Raw genomic sequence first — 14,913 nt, forward strand, 5'->3', positions numbered from 1 at the left:
GCTCGGCCCTCAGAACGGCAATCCGTCATCGGGCACCCACACCACGCGGAAGCGGCCAGCAGACGGAGGAAGCGCCCGTAGCGCCAGCTCGGCAGCCTCTCGGACTCGCTCGGCCGAAATCTCAGCGAATTCCGGGCCGTCGCCGATCAACTGACGGATTGGCCCCTGATTGACTGCCACCCCAAATAGCGCAGACAAGGGGGTATCAATCCCCGCCATGCCGCCACTCATCACAATTCGGGGCGGTTGATCGTGTTGATGCTGAACCAGAGTGACTTCGCGCTCCTTGCCCTGCGCATCGACGTAGCGCAGGAGGGGCACAATCATTCGAGGGGTCATAGAACCTCCATCTCTCCACAAAAAAGGCACTACGGCAGGATGGGTGGAGGAGTCCATCTCTTCGGGAGCTACCCTAGCCGCGTGCACACCGATAACCGCCCCGGCTAAACGCCGTAGCGGCGTTTCCGGTAAGCCCGTATGCGCTCCTCGCGCTCCAGACCGCGGTCGAAATCTGAGATCCATTTGCGCAGCCCGCGGCGGCGCCAAAGCAGCCATATGCCGAAACAGCAGCCGGCGGTCAGCATCAACAACCACGTAAACGCGGCCACCAAGATCAAGATCGAGACGGCGGTATTCATATCGTCGGCGGCCAGCTGCCCAGCGCCAGCACGGCCAGCACTAGGGCGAGGATAAGCAGGTCGAAAGCACTCATTCCCCGCCTCCAGCGCTTGGCTTCAATCGAAGATGCATCTCAGCAACGCAAAGCCGCATGATTAGCGCAGCAACAAACGCGTCCTGGTTCTGCCCGGCGATTCGGTAGCGCTCGAGCAGCAGCGGAGCAGCAGCACCGCGCGCCGCAGTTAGAATCTGCGCAATCGCCTGATCCTGAACCACAATATTTCCGGAGTCATTCATGGCCGTTACCCTGGTACACCATTGCCCCCATTGCGATAAACCTCAGGGGTTCACGTTTACGGGCGAGGTACGTATTCCGAACTCGACAACACGCTTTCATGCCAATTTCATGTGCAACAACTGCCATCTCCCGGTGGTGGCATTGGTCGAATCCTCGCTTGGCCATCCCCCTAGTCGATTGCATGGAAACATCCTTGAGCAGGCTCGCGCTATAGCTGTGAGCGTGCCTCGCATCATTCCTGAAGGACGGGCACCCGATGTGCCGCAGCACTGCCCAGAAAATGTTGCTCGCGCGTTTTTGCAAGCGGCAAACGCCATCAATAGGGAGGAATGGGATTCGGCCGGTGCGATGGACAGGCGCGCGCTCGAACTCACAACCAAGAACTTGGCGCCGGAGCATGCGAGCAAGAATTTGGCTGCACGCATTAACGCACTTGCGGATATGGGAAAACTGACACCAGACCTCAAGGAGTGGGCGCACAGCCTGCGCTTTCTGGGTAACAACGCGGTCCACGAGGAGGATGGAATTCCCGAGGCAGAGGCTATCCAAGGTCATGAATTGACCCGGTTCATCCTTACGTACGTCTACACCCTGCCGACGCAGGTGGCTGCTGCACGGGAAATGCGTGCCGAGCGTCAGGGCTGATTGGTCAAAGCTGTCCATCACGCGTCCCCCGATCCGATCCAGATGACACCAGGCGCCGGCGGCGTGGTGGTGTCGCCGGGGATGTGCTCATCAGCCGGTGCGGATGGAACGCCGCGCAGCAGATGGCCGCGCGTCGCAATGAGCGTCGCTAGCGACATACCGGCCTCCTTGGCGCGGTCGATGATCGTGGTGTCAGCGTTAGGCATTCGCCGCCTCTATCCGAGCTGGCGTTAGATCCGGCCAGATGCTTTGCCAGTCATGCGGCCGAAGATCTCGCCTGGTAACGGCACCAGCTGTCGCGCGCTCAATTGCGATGCATCGGACAGGCGGCACGGGTCTAGAACCATTCGCCCACCTTGAGATATCGGACTCATGAGCCCCAATAGAGCGGGCCAGATCGGCTTGATGGCCACGCCTCGCTGAAAGATATGTACGGAGATTCATACATAAATATTAGCGATTCGCTAATAGTCGGTCAATAGCGTTATGCTAATTGCTTTTCTTAGCGTAATGCCATGGAATTGACCACATGAACACGATTGATGACATCCGCAGAACAAACCTCCAAAGCCTGGTGAAACAGGCCGGAGGCGTGGGACGTTTAGCAGAGCAGATCGGTAAGGATCCAAGCCAGTTAAGCCAATGGCTCAATGCATCGCCCGACTCCAAGACTGGCAAACCTCGGGGAATTCGATCTGCCACCTGCAGGGCGATTGAACACGCACGAGGACTACCGGAAGGATGGCTGGATGCGCAGCACTCAGCGGAAGCACCTTCGCCTACTTGGCCCTTCGTCTCCATCGACCCTAGGCGATATGACCTCTTGCCGGAAAGGGTCAAGGGGATGATTGAAGGACGCGTTGCGGCGATGATCGACGAGTGGGAAGCCGATACAGCGAAGTCGCGCAAGACCACAGCCGCATAGATAAACGGGTTACTCACACTTCCGGGAAAGAGTTTTGGGACGTACAACAACAAAAATCGACTACAGCTATTGGGCACGTCTAGACAAATGGACGGTTAAAGAGGCCGCCCTGCTCTTTGATGGCAAAGACCCTTCCCTATATCCCGAACTTCGCCTCACGATGTCGAAGCCGCCTGAGGGCTTCGAAAGCACGGTCAATATCTCCAGGGCGATCTCTCGCATCGATTGGAACGAAAGATTCGGACGAAGCAAGTACGAGATCGGCTCACACCCGGTCTATCTCACTGTCGCATTGATGAAAAGTGGTTGGGACATTCCTGAGGGGCTGAAGGCCGAACTTCAAAAGCGCATTGATCAAGATGCCCTCGAGCCCGCTACTCAAAACGCTGATAGCGAAGATTCATCTGCCGAACGTGAGGCTAATACCGAGACCCAGTCCAACATATCGGCCGCTACGAAAGAACGAGTGACCATGTTGAAGCTCATTTTGGGCTTGGCGGCTGGGGGGTATGGCCTGCAGCCCGAAGCCACACGCAATCCTCATGCAAAGGCCATGCGCGAAGATCTAGAAAAAATTGGGTGGGGCCTGGACGACGGGACAATTAAAAAATACTTGGACGAGGCTCGGTCCCTCTGGAAGCAGGCAAAGTAAATCGTGCGTTGTCTCAGGTTGTCTCTGGCTGTCCCGACACGTCTCAACAAGTGCCCACGGGCACCCGAACACGCCTGTATACGCCTGTATACGCCTAGCACTTGCCCATAACAGGCGGAAATTGAGCTGAAAAATGATGTTTAGTGAGCGAAGTGAAGCAAAAGCAGGCAAAACCAGACTAAAAATAAGCTCACCCGCGCACTCTCCCCTCAGGAAAGCCGCAAGAATGCTCACTGACCATCCGAATTCGGGTTTCGGCTCGCACGTTGGGACAACGGCACACAATCGAGAGCGATACTGCCACCAATCGACGAAGAAAGAGCGTTACGCCCAACTTTGAGTTGATTAAATTATTAGCGTTACGCTATCATTCCTGCAGCAAGAAAGAAGCCCCGCAGATTCGCAGTCTGCAGGGCTCCTGATGACAAACAGCGATTCGCAGTCGCTGCCATCTAACCTGGACCACGGGAGTCAACCATGTCCAAGAAGATCCCCGCCGTCGAGCGGGTAGGGATTACTACGCTTAATGGTATAGCAGAAAACCGCAATTCTGCAAACAAAGAGGGCGTTTCGCCCTTCGCTTCGCATGAACTGGTAGCTGTTCTTGAGAACGAATTTTTGCTCCCGATAGGGACCAGCGCCAAGACACTCGACCAATTAGAGGCTCTGTTCCGCCAATTCTCCATTGAACTTGGCAAAGATGACTTTAGCCGCGTCGATCAGGCGCGTCTCCGCCAGCTCGCGGATCTGGCAGCGTGTGTCGCGAGTGACGCAGCAAACTCGTGCGGCTGCTATCACGAGCGCGGACGCGACCAGCACATTCCTTCGCTCATGGCCACTTTTCAGGCAGGTGGCCAATGAACCACCTCATCCCCGTCGGCACCTGCCAAATCGGTGGCCAGGCCGTCCCGGCTGCCAATGCACGCGACCTGCACTCCTTCCTGGAAGTCGGCAAAGACTTCTCGACTTGGATCAAAGACCGCATCGACCAGTATGCGTTTGTTGAGCATCAGGACTTCGAGGTTTTCACCGAAATCGGGGAAAACCTCCGAGGTGGCCGTCCGATCAAGGAATATGTCCTGACCCTCGACATGGCCAAAGAACTGTCCATGGTCGAGCGCAACGCAAAGGGCAAGCAGGCACGGCAGTACTTCATTGAATGCGAACGTCGCTTGCACGATCAAACCGGCCCTGCTCACACGCCTGAAGCCGCCCCCAAGCTGGTCGGCGAGTTGGCGATTATGGAGTGCTTCACGCGTCTTTTGCGTCCGGCTCCGTCGTCGCAAGTGGCGATGCTTCAGCACATCGCCAAGAACCACCGCCTGGATACGTCGTTCCTGCCGGCCTACGTTGTGGATGCGGCGCCCGACGCGCCGGCCGGAAGCGCTATGCCGACCGCATCCCTGACGGCTCTCCTCAAGGAGCACGGCATCACGACGAACGTCGCCGTGTACAACGCCCTGCTCCGTGACGCAGGCATGATCGAAGAGCGTACTCGCGCTAGCCGCGCAACGCCCACCAAGACGAAGCACTTCTGGGCGATCACCGACAGAGGCCTAGCGTACGGCAAGAACCTGACGAACCCGGCATCGCCGCGGGAGACGCAGCCGCATTGGTACACGAGCCGCTTTGCCGAATTGCACGGCATCGTGACAGGCCGCCTGCTGGGTAAGGGAGGTGCGGCATGACTACTCCCAAAGAACTTACGGCGCTGAACCAGGCACGAAAGGGGCTGCTCCATACTCTGGCGGTCCTGGATGCGGCTGACAAGCTCCCCATCAATGACATCGCAGACCTCGACATTCTCGTCGATGCTGCGCGGGATCTGCTTGGCTATCATTTGGAAGAGGTCGATGAAGCCCTCGACGGGCTGAAAGCCGGAGGTGTTGCATGATCCGCTCCTCTAATACCCGGCGTTGCCAGGTAGGCGACCTGGTCATGCTCGTTCGAAGCAAGAACCCCTCGCACCTCGGCCGCATTGGCGTGATTGTTTGCAGCACCTCAAGCGCGGCGGCTGCAGCTCTCTCACATCCTGATGATCTTGCTGAGGTCCGCAGGCGTGACTGGGTAGTGGATTTCCACGGCGTGCCAGACGTCACATACCGGGATGGTCAGCCGGTCGTTACTCAACTCCTGGCCTGCGCGGACGCGACTCTTAGGCCACTACGCGCCGCCCCCGTGGACCTCGAGTGCGAAACAGCTCTTGTCGACGGAGGTATGGCATGACCTCACGTCCCTTGACCATCAAAGAGGCCTGCGAGGCCCTTGACCGTGCTGCCGAAGCGCTGCGCCGCACAGGTTCCCTATTCCGCGTCATCGCTCATGCCCGGCAGTCCGGCCTTGACGACATGTTGAACACGCTCGACATGGCCGAGATCGGTATCCACATTTCCGGGGAAGTGGCGGAGCAGACGCAAGAATGGGCGGACCTTTTCCGCCCCCTTACCGCCAAAGCCGATGAGGTGGCGCGATGAGCAAAGCTCCAAGTACGCCATCCTTTGACATGACCGGGGCCAGTCTGGCCATCGAGTGCATGGAAGAGCAAAAGGAACGGCTGCGCGCGTTGCTGTCCGTCCTGAACGACATGGGCGAAGTTCAAGAGATGACGCCCAACGCAACGACGTTGCTGGCGCTCGCCCAGCACATTGCCGAAGACCATAAGCACTGGTACAGCCTGAAAGAAGCGCTGGGGCTGCGCGTCAGGGCGGAGGGAGCACAATGAGCCACTTCCGCCCCCTCACAGCACAACTGGAAGCGGCGAAGCGCGCCCGCAACCAGTACATCCGGCTCTACGACAAGGCTACGGCAGAACTGTCCGAGATCAAAGGGCAGGCTGCGGCTCTGCGCGAGCGCTGCGCCACCCTGGCCAGCGCGTTGGATATCACCGCCAGCATCCTGGAGGCCTCGGCTGATCCTCAATTGAAAGCCAGCGCCGCCGCGGCGCGCGCCCTACTGAACACTGCGGGGCGCGCACCCGCCTTGGAGACGCACGCATGACCAAGCTCGTGTACAGCGTGGGCGAGCTGAAAGACGTTATCGGTTTGGCCAAATGGACGGTCTATGACCTCATCAAAAAAGGCCAGTTTCCCCGTCCAGTCCAGTTGAGCGCGGGCCGCGTTGGGTGGCGCGCCACTGATCTCCAACGCTGGATTGATGAGCGGCCAACCACCGCCGACGCACCTGAAACCTAGGCAGGATTCCGGTGGACCAACACAAAGGCCCCAACCTCGATGAGATTGGGGCCTTTTTTGCAGGTGGTCCACTTTTCGGTCCACCTTTTGCTTTTTCTTGCACTGCGGAAATCTGAAGACCCGCATGGATATTGGTCGGGGCGGTGGGATTCGAACTCACGACCCTCTGCTCCCAAAGCAGATGCGCTACCAGGCTGCGCTACGCCCCGAAGGGTGGCAACTATACCAGATCCCGGCCCGGTTGGCCTATGCGGCTGGGCCTGCGGGGCTGTTACGCGCTGGCGGGGATGTTCATGGTGCTGATTCCCGGCCGCCATGCGGGCAACGTCCAGGAGCAGCCCCGGCGGGCTCCGAGCAGGTGCTGCTGTAACAGCAAATGAAAAACGGCGCGCTGTCCGAACAGCGCGCCGCCATTTGCAGAGCCGAAACGCAACGGTCAGCCGAAGCGGCCCGTGATGTAGTCTTCCGTTTCCTTGCGCGAAGGCTTCACGAAGATCTGGTCGGTCTGGCCGAATTCCATCAGCTCGCCCAGGTACATGTAGGCGGTGTAGTCCGAGCAGCGCGCGGCCTGCTGCATGTTGTGCGTCACGATGACGACGGTGTAGTCGTTCTTCAGTTCGGCGATCAGCTCTTCGATCTTGGCAGTCGAGATCGGGTCCAGCGCCGAGCACGGCTCGTCCAGCAGCAGCACTTCCGGCTTGATGGCCACGCCGCGCGCGATGCACAGGCGCTGTTGCTGGCCGCCCGACAGGCTGTTGCCGCTCTGGTGCAGCTTGTCCTTCACTTCGTTCCACAGCGCGGCCTTGCTCAGGGCCCATTCCACGCGCTCGTCCATTTCCCCCTTGGACAGGCGCTCGAACAGGCGCACGCCGAAGGCGATGTTGTCGTAGATGCTCATGGGGAACGGCGTGGGCTTCTGGAACACCATGCCGACCTTGGCGCGGATCAGCGAGATGTCGGTCTTGGCCGTCAGCAGGTTTTCGCCGTCCAGGATGATTTCGCCCTCGGCGCGCTGGCCGGGGTAGAGCTCGAACATGCGGTTGAAGGTGCGCAGCAGCGTGGACTTGCCGCAGCCGGACGGGCCGATGAAGGCCGTGACCTTCTTCTCCTGGATCGACATGTTCACATTGCGGATCGCATGGAACTTGCCGTAGTAGAAGTTCAGGTTCTTGACCTCGATCTTGTTCTTGACGGCGGTAGCGGTGTTTTCCATTTGGTTTCCCTTGGCTCCGGCGCGCCCGGCGCGCCGGCATAGCGATCTTTACTTGCGGAACATGTTGCGGGCGATGATGTTGATGCCCAGCACCAGCAGCGTAATCAGGGTGGCGCCGGCCCAGGCCAGGTTGTTCCAGTCCTTGAAGGGGCTGGCGGCGTACTGGTAAATCACGACCGGCAGGTTGGCCATCGGGCCGTTCATGTTCAAGGACATGAACTGGTTCGACAGCGCGGTGAACAGCAGCGGCGCGGTTTCACCCGAGATGCGGGCGATGGCCAGCAGCACGCCGGTGATGATGCCGGTCTTGGCGGCGCGATAGCACACCATGGTGATCATGCGCCACTTGGGGCAGCCCAGCGCGGCAGCGGCTTCGCGCAGGCTGTTGGGCACCAGCAGCAGCATGTTGTCGGTGGTGCGCACCACCACCGGAATCACCAGGATGGACAGCGCGATGGCACCGGCCCAGCCCGAGTAGTGCCCCACCTGGGCCACGTACACGGCGTAGATGAACAGGCCGATGATGATGGACGGGGCCGACAACAGCACGTCGTTCAGGAAGCGCGTGGCCGGCGCCAGCCAGCCGCGCTGGCCGTATTCGGCCAGGTAGGTACCGGCCAGGATGCCGACGGGCGTGCCGATGAGCGTGCCCACGCCAGCCATCATCACGCTGCCGAAGATGGCGTTGATGAGACCGCCGGTCTGCCCGGGCGGCGGCGTGATCTCGGTGAAGAGCGTGTACGACAGCGCGGGCGCGCCCTTCATCAACAGCGTCAGAATGATCCAGAACAGCCAGAACAGCCCGAACACCAGGGTGCCCAGCGACACGGTCAGCATGATGCGGTTGACTACGCGGCGCCGGCGATAGGTGCCGTTCTGCATATTGAGTACGGATACAGCCATGATCTTTTCCTTGTGCTCGCGGCGCGTCAGGTTTTCTTGCCTTCACTGGCGGACAAGCGGACCAGCAGCATCTTGGCCAGGGCGAGCACGATGGTCGTGATCAGGAACAGGATCAGGCCCAGTTCCAGCAGCGCCGACTTCTGTATGCCGCCCGCTTCATTGAATTCGTTGGCCAGCGCGGAAGCGATCGAGTTGCCCGGCGAGAACAGCGAACCGGACCACTTGAAGGCGTTGCCGATGACGAAGGTCACCGCCATGGTTTCGCCAAGCGCGCGGCCCAGGCCCAGCATGATGCCGCCGATGACGCCCGACTTGGTGTAGGGCAGCACCACGCGCCACATCACTTCCCAGGTCGTGCTGCCCAGGCCGTAGGCGGATTCCTTGAGCATCGCCGGCACCAGTTCGAACACGTCGCGCATCACCGCGGCGATGAACGGGATGATCATGATCGAGAGGATCAGGCCGGCCGTGAAGATGCCGATGCCGAAGGGCGGCCCCGCGAAGATGCCGCCGATCACGGGCAGGCTGCCCAATGTGGCGATCATGAAGGGCTGCACATACTGCTGGAACACGGGGACGAAGACGAACAGGCCCCACATGCCGTAGATGATGGACGGAATCGCCGCCAGCATTTCGACCGCTGTGCCCAGGGGGCGGCGCAGCCAGGTGGGCGACAGTTCGGTCAGGAAGATGGCGATGCCGAAGGACACGGGCACGGCGATGATCAGGGCGATGGCCGAGGTCAGCAGCGTACCGATGATGGGCACCACGGCGCCGTAGTTCGAATTGACCGGATCCCAGTCGTTGAGCCAGAGGAACGACAGGCCGTACTTGGCCAGCGATTCGCGGCTGCCGTAGATCAGGGAAACAAGAATCGCCGCCAGCAGGATGAACACCAGGAAGGCGAACAGGCGGGTCAGGTTCTTGAATAGCGCATCCATCAGCGCGTTTTTGTTTTGCTTCATAGGCGAAGGCGTGCCGGTAGTCACGGAGTCCGCCACGCTGGGCGAAAGCGGCACACTATTATCCATTACCGCGCTCATGGATGGACTTTCCTTAGGAAACCAGGGGAGAAACTTCGAAGGTCTTGCGGCGGACCGCCGCCAGCATCCCGTATCCGGAACGCCAGCGGCGGCCGCTGTGGATTGCGCGCGATGGAGATTGGCATTGTCAGCCGGCCTCCCTCGCGCTCAAGCCTTTATTGCCAGACGGCCTTGCCGTCGGCGGCCTTGACTTCGCCCCAGGCGGCGCGGATTTCCTTGGTCACGGCTTCCGGCAGCGGCACGTAGTCCATGGCTTCAGCCGACTTGGCGCCGTTCTTGAAGGCCCAGTCGAAGAATTCCAGCACGGCCTTGCCCTGCGCCGGCTTGTCTTGCGACTTGTGGACCAGGATGAAGGTGGCGGCGGTGACGGGCCAGGAATCGGCGCCCGGCTCGTCGGTCAGGACCACGCCCATGCCCGGCGCGCTCTTCCAGTCGGCGTTGGCGGCCGCGGCTGCGAACGCCTTCTGTTCCGGCTGGACGAACTTGCCGTCCTTGTTCTGCAGTTGCGTCCAGGCCAGCTTGTTCTGCTTGGCGTAGGCGTATTCCACGTAGCCGATCGAGTTCTTCAGCTGGCCGACGTAGGCGGCGACGCCTTCGTTGCCCTTGCCGCCCTGACCCACGGGCCATTTGACGGCCTTGCCTTCGCCCACGGTCGACTTCCAGTCCGGCGACACCTTGGACAGGTAGTTGGTCCAGCCGAAGGTGGTGCCCGAGCCGTCCGAGCGGTGCACGACGATGATGTCGGCGGCCGGCAGCTTCAGGTCGGGGTTCAGCGCCTTGATGGCAGCGTCGTCCCACTTCTTGATCTTGCCCAGGAAGATATCGGCCAGGACCTTGCCCGACAGCTTCAGCTTGCCGGGTTCGACGCCGTCGATGTTCACCACGGCAACCGTGCCGCCGATGACGGCCGGGAATTGCAGCAGGCCGTTCTTTTCCAGATCGGCAGCCTTCATGGGATCGTCCGAAGCGCCGAAATCGACGGTCTTGGCGATGATTTGTTGCTGACCGCCGCCCGAACCGATGGACTGGTAGTTGACGGCGCTATTGGTGGCGGCCTTGTAGTCGGAGGCCCACTTGGCGTAGATCGGGTACGGGAACGAAGCGCCGGCACCGGTCACGTCGGCGGCCTGGACGGCAAATACGGCGGCGCTCAGCGCGACGCCCAGGGAAACTTGTTTGAAGACACGTTTGAACATCAGGGTTCCTTCTGTGCTCGTTGGAGGAGTCTGGCAGGCTTGGAAAACTGCCTGTCTTTCAGCGACCCTCGAATAATAGAAGTCCCACATGACAGGATAGTGACAGTCATGATCCCCCCGAGGCGCTGCGCGCCTCCCCCCAGGGGGCGCCGGTGGCGGACCGGCGGAGCCGGATCCGCGCGGCCTGGATCTGGGGAGGATTTGCCTCGAACGCCGCCATCCTAAAAAGGGGGGCGGAACAGATGGGAGGTCTTCTTCGAAAACCGCCCCGGTCGGGGCGGCGGGCGTTACACGCCCAGCTTCTGCATCAGGTACTGGTGCACGTTGAAGGGCTCGCGACGGCTCTTGACGCGGGTGTAGTCGCCGTCGGGCAGTTGCTGCCAGGCCAGCTGGTTGTCGCGCAGGGCGTAGGTGAAGGCTTCGTCGATGACGCGCTTCTTCAGGGTCTTGTCGTATATCGGGAAAGCGATCTCTACCCGGCGGAAGAAGTTGCGGTCCATCCAGTCGGCCGACGACAGGTACACGGTTTCTTCGCCCTCGGCGTAGAAGTAGAAGACCCGCGAATGCTCCAGGAAGCGGCCGACGATGGAACGCACCCGGATGTTCTCCGACAGCCCCGGCACGCCGGCGCGCAATGCGCATACGCCGCGCACGATCAGGTCGATCTTCACGCCGGCCTGACCGGCCTTGTAAAGCTCTTCGATGATCTGTTCTTCCAAGAGCGAGTTCATCTTGGCCATGATGCGCGAACGCTTGCCGGCCTTGGCCGCGCGGGCCTCGGCGCGGATCAGCGCCACCATGCCGTCGTGCATGGTGAAGGGCGACTGCATCAGCGCCTTGAGCGAACGGCGCGCGCCCAGCCCGGTCAGCTGCGCGAACACCTTGTCCATGTCCTCGCACAGCTTCGGATCCGCGGTCAGCAGGCCGAAGTCGGTGTACAGGCGCGCCGTGCGCGGATGATAGTTGCCGGTGCCCAGGTGAGCATAGCGGCGCAGCCGCCCTTTTTCGCGGCGCAACACCACGGCCATCTTGGCGTGCGTCTTGTGCGCCACCACGCCGTACACGACGTGCGCCCCCACCTCTTCCAGCTTGGAAGCCCAGTTGATGTTGGTCTGCTCGTCGAAGCGGGCCATCAGCTCCACCACCACCGTCACTTCCTTGCCGGCGCGCGCGGCGGCCAGCAGGATCTTCATCAGCTCGGAGTCCTCGCCGGTGCGGTAGATGGTCTGCTTGATCGCCATGACGTCCGGATCCAGCGCGGCGGCGGTCAGGAAGTCGATGACGGGTTGGAACGACTGGTAGGGATGGTGCAGCAGGCGGTCCTGCTCGGCCACGGCCTCGAACAGTTCGGCCGGCTTGTCGCCCACGCGGTCGAACGGCGCCGGCACGGGCGCGCGGTAATCCGGGAACAACAGATCCGGGCGCGAATCCGAGTTGCACAGCTGCATCAGGCGCGACAGGTTCACCGGCCCCGGCACGCGGTACGTGTCCTCGGCCTTGAGCGAGAACTCGCGCTGCAGGAAGTGTTCCAGTTCGACCGGCGTCAGCTTGTCGATCTCCAGGCGCACGGCGGCGCCGAAGTTGCGCTGCGACAATTCACCCTGCAAGGCGTGGCGCAGGTTGGTGACTTCTTCCTCGTCCACGAACAGGTCGCTGTTGCGCGTGACCCGCCACTGATAGCAGCCCAGCATTTCCAGGCCCGGGAAGAGCTCGCCGACAAAGGCGCGCAGCAGCGAGGTCAGCAGGATGTAGCCCTCGGGCTGGCCCGACAGCTCCTGCGGCATCTTGATCAGCCGCGGCAAGGCGCGCGGCGCCTGCACCACGGCGATCGAGGCCTGCCGGCCAAAGGCGTCGGCGCCCGACAGCGACACGATGAAATTCAGGCTCTTGTTGTAGACCCGCGGAAACGGATGCGCCGGATCCAGTCCGATCGGGGTCAGCAGCGGCATCACGTCGCGATTGAAGACATCGCGCGCCCATTCCTGCTGTTGCGGATTCCATTCGGACGCGTGGTGCAACGAAATGCCCTCGGCGTGCATGGCCGGCAGGATCTCGTCGTTGAGCAGGTTGTACTGGCGGTTGACCAGTTCGTGCACCGCCTGCTGCACATTGTCGAACGCCTGGTCGGGCGTCATGCCGTCGGGCCCCACCAGATTCGGCGACTGGCGCTGCTGCTCCTTCAGGCTGGAAATCCGGATCTCGAAGAACTCATCCAGGTTGGAACTGACGATGCAGACGTAGCGCAGGCGTTCCAGCAAGGGAGTCTTGGGATTCTCCGCCATCGCCAGCACGCGTTCGTTGAATTTCAGCAGCGACAACTCGCGGTTCAGAAGCAAAGGCTCGGCAGGAGGGCGTGAGGGCATACCGGATTCCATACGTAGGGAGAGCGTGGAGTTTTACTGCAAAAAAGTGACGGTTCCATGACACAGCAGCAAATACGTAGCGTACGCCAAAACCGGGACGCATAGCAGGCGGATCAGATGCCGCAAACCCCTGTTCCATAAGAAAAAAAACGTGGGCGGGGGCGCTGTCACATGGGATCTCTATAATCGGGCCACCTCTCAGACAATATTTACGAGCCGCATGGATCAACTTCTGGCCGCGGTGGACCTCGGGTCCAACAGCTTCCGCCTCTCCATCGGACGCATCGTTCAACAGGACGGTACGCCCCAGATCTATCAGATCGACCGCCTCAAGGAAACCGTCCGGCTTGCGGCCGGCCTGGACTCCGAAAAGAGGCTGGGCGACGAGGCCATCGACAGAGCCATCGCCGTGCTGGAGCGCTTCGGCGACCGCCTGCGCAGCTTCCATCCCAACCGGGTCCGCGCCGTCGCCACCAATACGTTCCGCGTTGCCCGCAACACCCGGGATTTCCTGCCGCGCGCCGAAGCCGCGCTGGGCTTTCCCATCGAAGTCATCGCCGGCCGCGAAGAGGCCCGCCTGATCTTCTCCGGCGTGGTCCACACCCTGCCCCCCTCGCCCAACAAGCGCCTGGTCATCGACATCGGCGGCGGCTCGACAGAGGTCATCATCGGCAAAGGCCACGAGCCCGGCCTGATGTCCTCGCTCTACATGGGTTGCGTCAGCTACAGCCGCCAGTTCTTCTCGGACGGCGTGGTGGACGCGCATCAGATGAAGCAGGCCGAGCTGGCCGCGCGCCGCGAGATCGAAGTCATCGCCAAGCAGTACCGCAAGATGGGCTGGAAGGAAGCCTACGGCTCCTCCGGCACGGCCAAGGCGCTGTTCGCCATCCTGACCGAATGCCGCTTCTCGGACCGAGGCATCACGCGCGCCGGCCTGAACAAGCTGAAGGACCGCATCATCCGCTCGGGCCGCGTCATCCCGTCCGAACTGCCCGGCATCAAGATCGAACGCTCGGACGTGCTGCCCGGCGGCCTGGCCATCATGAGCGCCCTGTTCGACGAGCTGGGCATCGATGTCATGCACACCGGCGACGGCGCGCTGCGCCTGGGCGTGCTGTACGACCTGCTAGGCCGCGATGACGAGCATGACAAGCGCGATGAATCGGTGCGCCAGTTCATGAAGCGCTACCACGTCGACGTCAACCAGGCGCGTCGCGTGCACCACGCTGCGCTGACGCTGTTCGACGCCATGTTCCCGGACGGTCCGGAACGCGCGGAGCTGCGCCCCGCGCTGGGCTGGGCGGCCGATCTGCACGAAGTGGGCCTGTCCATCGCCCACAACGCGTACCACAAGCACACCGCCTACGTGCTGGAAAACGCCGACATGCCCGGGTTCTCGCGCGCCGACCAGCAGTTGCTGGCGCTGCTTGCGCTCGGCCATCAGGGCAAGCTGACCAAGCTGGAACCGCTGGTGCGCTCGCGCCCGCAATGGAAAGCCATCCTCAGCCTGCGCCTGGCAGTGCTGCTGTTCCGCCGCCGCAATGAAATCGAACCGCTGCCGCTGACCGCGTCGGTGCGCGACAACTCGATCGTGGTGCGGGTCAACCGCGAATGGCTGGCGCAGCACCCCCTGAGCGACTTCACGCTGCGCGCGGAAGAAGCCGAGTGGAACAAGGTGGGCTTTTCGTTCGAACTGCTGGAGTTCTGAGGAACCAGCCGGGCGGCGCGCTCGCGCCGCCCTGTTCCGGCCCCGCGCTGCGGGGCCGGTGCGCTAGAACGGCGACAGATCGGTTTCGCGATCCAGCCGCTTGAGCTCCATGCGCAAGGGCCTGGTGGCCCGCCGTATCAACCTGATCTTCATGCGGC

At 61.6% G+C, this 14,913-nt stretch carries 21 protein-coding genes and 1 tRNA gene; 11 read left to right on the forward strand and 11 right to left on the reverse strand.

Features of this window, described 5'->3' with window-relative positions; translation table 11 throughout:
- Nucleotides 1-9: 9 nt before the first annotated feature.
- The 3 genes from IB259_RS11270 to IB259_RS11280 all read right to left on the reverse strand — a co-directional run bounded on the left by IB259_RS11270 (nucleotide 10) and on the right by IB259_RS11280 (nucleotide 915).
- The gene (locus IB259_RS11270; RefSeq protein ID WP_192329048.1) at nucleotides 10-327 is read right to left on the reverse strand and encodes a hypothetical protein; all 318 of its coding nucleotides are present in this window, start codon (nucleotides 325-327) and stop codon (nucleotides 10-12) included.
- A gap of 116 nt (nucleotides 328-443) precedes the next feature.
- The gene (locus IB259_RS11275; protein WP_192329050.1) at nucleotides 444-638 is read right to left on the reverse strand and encodes a hypothetical protein; all 195 of its coding nucleotides are present in this window, start codon (nucleotides 636-638) and stop codon (nucleotides 444-446) included.
- Between the two features lie 70 nt (nucleotides 639-708).
- Nucleotides 709-915, reverse strand: coding sequence for a hypothetical protein (locus IB259_RS11280; RefSeq protein ID WP_192329052.1), 207 nt, complete (start codon nucleotides 913-915; stop codon nucleotides 709-711).
- Here IB259_RS11280 and IB259_RS11285 point away from each other — a divergent pair.
- A complete protein-coding gene (locus tag IB259_RS11285; protein ID WP_192329054.1) occupies nucleotides 914-1,561 on the forward strand; it encodes a DUF4145 domain-containing protein in 648 nt (215 codons plus the stop codon). The two genes, IB259_RS11280 and IB259_RS11285, sit on opposite strands and share 2 nt — an antisense overlap.
- A gap of 17 nt (nucleotides 1,562-1,578) precedes the next feature.
- On the opposite strand, the gene IB259_RS11290 is transcribed toward IB259_RS11285, so the two are convergent.
- Both IB259_RS11290 and IB259_RS11295 read right to left on the reverse strand, forming a co-directional pair.
- The gene (locus IB259_RS11290; protein WP_192329056.1) at nucleotides 1,579-1,767 is read right to left on the reverse strand and encodes a hypothetical protein; all 189 of its coding nucleotides are present in this window, start codon (nucleotides 1,765-1,767) and stop codon (nucleotides 1,579-1,581) included.
- Nucleotides 1,760-2,005 carry a YdaS family helix-turn-helix protein gene (locus IB259_RS11295; RefSeq protein WP_192329058.1) on the reverse strand — a complete coding sequence of 82 codons (246 nt, stop codon included), beginning with the start codon at nucleotides 2,003-2,005 and terminating at the stop codon, nucleotides 1,760-1,762. Before IB259_RS11295 ends, IB259_RS11290 begins: the two co-directional genes overlap by 8 nt.
- Nucleotides 2,006-2,090: 85 nt before the next feature.
- Here IB259_RS11295 and IB259_RS11300 point away from each other — a divergent pair, with 85 nt between their 5' ends.
- The 9 genes from IB259_RS11300 (at nucleotide 2,091) to IB259_RS11340 (ending at nucleotide 6,329) form a co-directional block, all read left to right on the forward strand.
- Entirely contained in the window at nucleotides 2,091-2,486 is a 396-nt protein-coding gene (locus tag IB259_RS11300; RefSeq protein ID WP_192329060.1) for a hypothetical protein, read from the forward strand.
- A gap of 34 nt (nucleotides 2,487-2,520) precedes the next feature.
- A complete protein-coding gene (locus IB259_RS11305) occupies nucleotides 2,521-3,138 on the forward strand; it encodes a hypothetical protein (protein WP_192329062.1) in 618 nt (205 codons plus the stop codon).
- A 477-nt stretch (nucleotides 3,139-3,615) separates the two neighbouring features.
- A complete protein-coding gene (locus IB259_RS11310) occupies nucleotides 3,616-3,999 on the forward strand; it encodes a hypothetical protein (protein ID WP_192329064.1) in 384 nt (127 codons plus the stop codon).
- Nucleotides 3,996-4,826 (forward strand): antA/AntB antirepressor family protein, encoded by an 831-nt coding sequence (locus tag IB259_RS11315; protein WP_192329066.1) that lies wholly within the window; start codon nucleotides 3,996-3,998, stop codon nucleotides 4,824-4,826. Before IB259_RS11310 ends, IB259_RS11315 begins: the two co-directional genes overlap by 4 nt.
- Nucleotides 4,823-5,032 carry a hypothetical protein gene (locus IB259_RS11320; RefSeq protein ID WP_192329068.1) on the forward strand — a complete coding sequence of 70 codons (210 nt, stop codon included), beginning with the start codon at nucleotides 4,823-4,825 and terminating at the stop codon, nucleotides 5,030-5,032. The genes IB259_RS11315 and IB259_RS11320 overlap by 4 nt, the downstream gene beginning before the upstream one ends.
- A gap of 328 nt (nucleotides 5,033-5,360) precedes the next feature.
- Nucleotides 5,361-5,612, forward strand: coding sequence for a hypothetical protein (locus IB259_RS11325; RefSeq protein ID WP_192329070.1), 252 nt, complete (start codon nucleotides 5,361-5,363; stop codon nucleotides 5,610-5,612).
- A complete protein-coding gene (locus tag IB259_RS11330) occupies nucleotides 5,609-5,860 on the forward strand; it encodes a hypothetical protein (protein WP_192329071.1) in 252 nt (83 codons plus the stop codon). The genes IB259_RS11325 and IB259_RS11330 overlap by 4 nt, the downstream gene beginning before the upstream one ends.
- A complete protein-coding gene (locus tag IB259_RS11335; RefSeq protein ID WP_192329073.1) occupies nucleotides 5,857-6,135 on the forward strand; it encodes a hypothetical protein in 279 nt (92 codons plus the stop codon). The genes IB259_RS11330 and IB259_RS11335 overlap by 4 nt, the downstream gene beginning before the upstream one ends.
- Nucleotides 6,132-6,329, forward strand: a complete 198-nt coding sequence (locus tag IB259_RS11340) for an AlpA family transcriptional regulator (RefSeq protein WP_192329075.1) — start codon at nucleotides 6,132-6,134, stop codon at nucleotides 6,327-6,329. The genes IB259_RS11335 and IB259_RS11340 overlap by 4 nt, the downstream gene beginning before the upstream one ends.
- Before the next feature lie 132 nt (nucleotides 6,330-6,461).
- On the opposite strand, the gene IB259_RS11345 is transcribed toward IB259_RS11340, so the two are convergent.
- The 6 genes from IB259_RS11345 to ppk1 all read right to left on the reverse strand — a co-directional run bounded on the left by IB259_RS11345 (nucleotide 6,462) and on the right by ppk1 (nucleotide 13,047).
- Nucleotides 6,462-6,538: transfer RNA gene (locus IB259_RS11345), tRNA-Pro, on the reverse strand.
- Between the two features lie 227 nt (nucleotides 6,539-6,765).
- Complete coding sequence (gene pstB, locus IB259_RS11350; RefSeq protein ID WP_006221056.1) at nucleotides 6,766-7,542, reverse strand: phosphate ABC transporter ATP-binding protein PstB; 777 nt, start codon at nucleotides 7,540-7,542, stop codon at nucleotides 6,766-6,768.
- 48 nt (nucleotides 7,543-7,590) lie between these two features.
- Nucleotides 7,591-8,445, reverse strand: coding sequence for a phosphate ABC transporter permease PstA (gene pstA / locus IB259_RS11355; protein ID WP_082400756.1), 855 nt, complete (start codon nucleotides 8,443-8,445; stop codon nucleotides 7,591-7,593).
- 26 nt (nucleotides 8,446-8,471) lie between these two features.
- Entirely contained in the window at nucleotides 8,472-9,488 is a 1,017-nt protein-coding gene (gene pstC / locus IB259_RS11360; RefSeq protein WP_054451356.1) for a phosphate ABC transporter permease subunit PstC, read from the reverse strand.
- Between the two features lie 155 nt (nucleotides 9,489-9,643).
- Entirely contained in the window at nucleotides 9,644-10,684 is a 1,041-nt protein-coding gene (gene pstS, locus IB259_RS11365; protein WP_054451357.1) for a phosphate ABC transporter substrate-binding protein PstS, read from the reverse strand.
- Nucleotides 10,685-10,971: 287 nt separating this feature from the next.
- Nucleotides 10,972-13,047 carry a polyphosphate kinase 1 gene (gene ppk1, locus IB259_RS11370; RefSeq protein ID WP_054451358.1) on the reverse strand — a complete coding sequence of 692 codons (2,076 nt, stop codon included), beginning with the start codon at nucleotides 13,045-13,047 and terminating at the stop codon, nucleotides 10,972-10,974.
- 220 nt (nucleotides 13,048-13,267) lie between these two features.
- Here ppk1 and ppx point away from each other — a divergent pair, with 220 nt between their 5' ends.
- Nucleotides 13,268-14,755 (forward strand): exopolyphosphatase, encoded by a 1,488-nt coding sequence (gene ppx / locus IB259_RS11375; RefSeq protein WP_054451359.1) that lies wholly within the window; start codon nucleotides 13,268-13,270, stop codon nucleotides 14,753-14,755.
- Nucleotides 14,756-14,913 lie beyond the last annotated feature (158 nt).

The sequence above is a fragment of the Achromobacter sp. ACM04 genome, from assembly GCF_014851465.1.
Lineage (GTDB): Bacteria > Pseudomonadota > Gammaproteobacteria > Burkholderiales > Burkholderiaceae_B > Achromobacter > Achromobacter aegrifaciens.